The organism is Kribbella sp. NPDC048915 (genome assembly GCF_040649595.1).
GTDB lineage: Bacteria > Actinomycetota > Actinomycetes > Propionibacteriales > Kribbellaceae > Kribbella.
The window spans coordinates 1-3,297 of sequence record NZ_JBEZFT010000010.1; the positions used below are offsets into that span (position 1 = coordinate 1).

General features: G+C 69.5%; 3 protein-coding genes. 1 reads left to right on the forward strand and 2 read right to left on the reverse strand.

Translation table 11 applies throughout. The annotated features are described in order from the left end of the window. Nucleotides 1-101 precede the first annotated feature (101 nt). A complete protein-coding gene (locus AB0B82_RS07935; RefSeq protein WP_360163894.1) occupies nt 102-1,211 on the reverse strand; it encodes a hypothetical protein in 1,110 nt (369 codons plus the stop codon). Continuing rightward, nucleotides 1,208-1,726, reverse strand: a complete 519-nt coding sequence (locus AB0B82_RS07940; protein WP_360163896.1) for a SigE family RNA polymerase sigma factor — start codon at nt 1,724-1,726, stop codon at nt 1,208-1,210. Before AB0B82_RS07940 ends, AB0B82_RS07935 begins: the two co-directional genes overlap by 4 nt. Nucleotides 1,727-1,880: 154 nt before the next feature. Between AB0B82_RS07940 and AB0B82_RS07945 the strand changes: the two genes are divergently transcribed. Next, nucleotides 1,881-3,080: a hypothetical protein gene (locus tag AB0B82_RS07945; protein WP_360163898.1), complete on the forward strand. Its 1,200-nt coding sequence runs from the start codon at nt 1,881-1,883 to the stop codon at nt 3,078-3,080. The last annotated feature ends 217 nt before the right edge of the window (nt 3,081-3,297 follow it).

Sequence of the window (3,297 nt, forward strand, 5' to 3'; positions counted from 1 at the left end):
GGGCCATCTGGACGTGGCCCGCGAGCTGATCGACGGTGCCACCGGCGAGTAGGACGGACGGGCCCAAAGTTGCCTGTCCCACCCGCCGGTGGCGGGAGTCCCTACCGGTTTGAGGAGGGGTGACCGGTGGGGAACGTCGTCGGGACGCTCGGCGTCGGGAAGCTGGGCTCCCCGGTCGGGAACGTCGGCTTGGCAGTCGGCTTTCCAGTCGGGTCGATGGTCGGCTTGGTGGGCAGCGACGGCTTGGCGGTCGGCAGCGTCGGGGGCTGCTGCTTGCCCGGGTCGACCGTCACCTCCACACCGCCGGAGACCGTGACCGTCGGAAGGTTCGGCGCGGTCGGCTTCGCGGTCGGCTTGCCCGGCAGGGTCGGCGTGGGAAGCGACGGCTTCCCGGTCGGTACGCCGTGCACGCAGTCCGGGAGCGTCGCCGTCGGAACCGGCTTGGCCGGCGGAACACTGACCGGCACGCTCGGCTTCGCCGTCGGCAGCGACGGCTTCGCGGGCAGTGTCGGGTTCGCGGGCAGTGTCGGGTTCGCGGGCAGTGTCGGGTTCGCGGGCAGCGTGGGGTTCGCGGGCAGCGTGGGCTTCGCGGTCGGTAGCGATGGCTTGGCGGTCGGCAGTGAAGGCTTCCCGCTCGGCTTCCCCGGAAGGCTCGGCGTCGCCGTCGGCACGCTCGGCTTCTCCGGAATCCCCGGATCACCGGGCTTTGCCGGCAGGCTGGGCGTGCGGTGCGGAAGGCTGGGCTTCCCGGTCGGCAGACTCGATGCCCCAGGCAACGAAGGCTTCCCGGACGGCAGCGACGGCACGGTGGGAGGCGTGGGCAGCGTGGGCTTGGCCGACGATGGGTTGTTCGGGTCGATGGTCTTGTGCACCGAGATCACCACCTTCGGCAACTGCGGCGTCTGGGACTGGTCCGGCTTCGGTGGCAGGCACGTCGGGTCGACCGACGGCGCGGTGGGTGTGTCGCTCGGGACCACCGCCGGCATCGGCGGCTTCCCGTCGCCGGCCAGTAGGTTCTTCACCGGCACGGCTCCACCGACCGCCGCGGACACCGTCGCGACGGTTCCGGCCAGTGCGGTGACACCGGCGGCGGCCACGCCGCGCCGTACCCAGGCCAGCCGCTTGCCGCGCCGCATCAGGTCGGCGGCATCTGGCTGCCAGGGATCGATCTCGTACTGGAGCGCGTCGCGTACCCGCTGCTCGTCACTCATCGGTTTCCTCCAACTCCGCTGTCGATCAGGTCGGGTGCCAACCGCAACTTGGCCAGCGCCCGGGAGGCCGTGCTCTTCACGGTCCCGGCCGCCATGCCGAGCAGTTCGGCGGTCTCGGCCTCGGAGAGATCCTGCGAGTAACGCAGCGCGACCACGGCTCTCTCCCGGACGGTCAGACCGTCGAGGGCCGAGAGCACGGCCGCTCTGGTCTGGACCGCCCCGGCGAAGTCCGCCACCGCTCGCTGGTCCCAGTCGTTCTGCACCGGATCACTGGGTACTTCGTTGTTCCAGTGCCGGCGGGCCTGGCTGAGGAATCGGTTGACCAGCACCCGCCGGACGAACCGCAACGGGTCGCCGGTCAGCTTGTGCCACTTCGGGTAGGACCGCATCAAGGCCTGCTGTACGAGGTCCTCGGCGGTGTGCCGATCGCCGCACAACATCTCCGCGAACCGGAGCAGAGCGGTCGACTGCGTCACGACGAAGCGTTCGAAGTCGGCGTCAGCGGTCCGGGTCATCGATTCTCCTCAGCCTCTGTCACACCGATCCAGACCCGCTGAGTAACCGATCGGGTTCTGTTCCGTCACGAGAAATTTATTCACGATCTGTACAGATGTGGTGTTGATAAGTCACATTGGGAGGCATCACCTTCACCGCCCCGGAGGTTTGTTCATGCGTATCACTCGCACCGCCGCCGTCGCCGCCTGCCTGGCGCTGACCGCCGCGATCTTTACCACCACCTTGCCGAGCACCGCCGCGACCCCGGATCCGGTCGCGATCTCGGCCCAACCCGTCGCCGGATCCAGCAACGTCCGCGTGGAGGGCGGCCGGATCATCCTCGGCGACGCCCCGGCCGCGATCGGCTCGGTCGGCATCAAACAGCGGTCCGGCCTGGCCGAGCTCGCCCCGGTCCGCTTCGGCGCCGCGACGTCGGCCGTGGTCGTCGACTACACCTCCGGTACGCCGGACGGCTCGTCGGCGGAGGTCGACGTACGGGCCTGGGTCGGCGACCGCTGGTCGGAATGGACACCGGCCACGGCAGGTACGCCGACAGCGCTGCCGCGCGCTAGCCAACAGGTCCAGGTCCGCATCATCGTCAGCGCACCGTCAGCCGGCGCCGCGCCGTGGATCGGCGATGTCACGGTGCAGCCCACGGACGCCACCGCCGTACCGCGGTCGTCGATCCAGGCCGCGCCGCTCAAGTCGCGGGTCTTCGCGACGCGCGAAGGTCTGGTCGGCGGTACGACGGCCAACGGCCACGTGATCGTCAGCCGCGACCACTTCGTCGCGCTGCCGTCGCGGCGCGGGCTGTCCGGCAACGGATCCGGTACGTACTCCGTGAAGGTCTGCACCACGACCCGATGCGCCTTCGAACCGGTCTGGGACGTCGGCCCGTGGAACACCAAGGACGATTACTGGAACCCGAGCGCGACCCGCGAGATGTGGAAGGACCTGCCGCAGGGCAAGCCCGAGTCGCAAGCGGCGTACCAGGACGGGTACAACGGCGGCAAGGACCAGTTCGGGCGCACCGTGGCGAACCCGGCCGGGATCGACCTCGCCGACGGCACCTTCTGGGACGCGCTGAAACTCACCGACAACTCATGGGTCGACGTCACGTACCTGTGGACCGGCGACGGCGGTCGCGGCACCGTCTCGATCTCGTCCGGCTACTTGAACGTGCGCAACGCCCCCAACTCCGGCGGCACGATCGTCGGCATGGCAGGCAAGTCGGCGCAGGTCACCGTCGAATGCCAGACCACCGGCGAGACCGTGTCCGGCTCCCAAGGCACCACGAACGTCTGGCTCCGCGTCCACACCGGCATGTACGTCTCCAAGGCCTGGGTCTCCGCCGGCACGTTCTCGGCCTGCTGACCCGTTTCAACTGTTGGTCCGTTCCCTCAGAGTCCGCGCGTACGCCGGTCCGTGCACGGCGTACGCGCGACACCTACTGACCCCCGTGCACCCCATCACGGCCGGACATCCACTCGTACGCCGTGCAGCCGATCAGCCGGCGGCGACCTGGTCAGCGGTGATCTGGTCGGTGTTCAGCACGCGGTGATAGTGCGGCATGGTGCCGTGGCGTGATGCG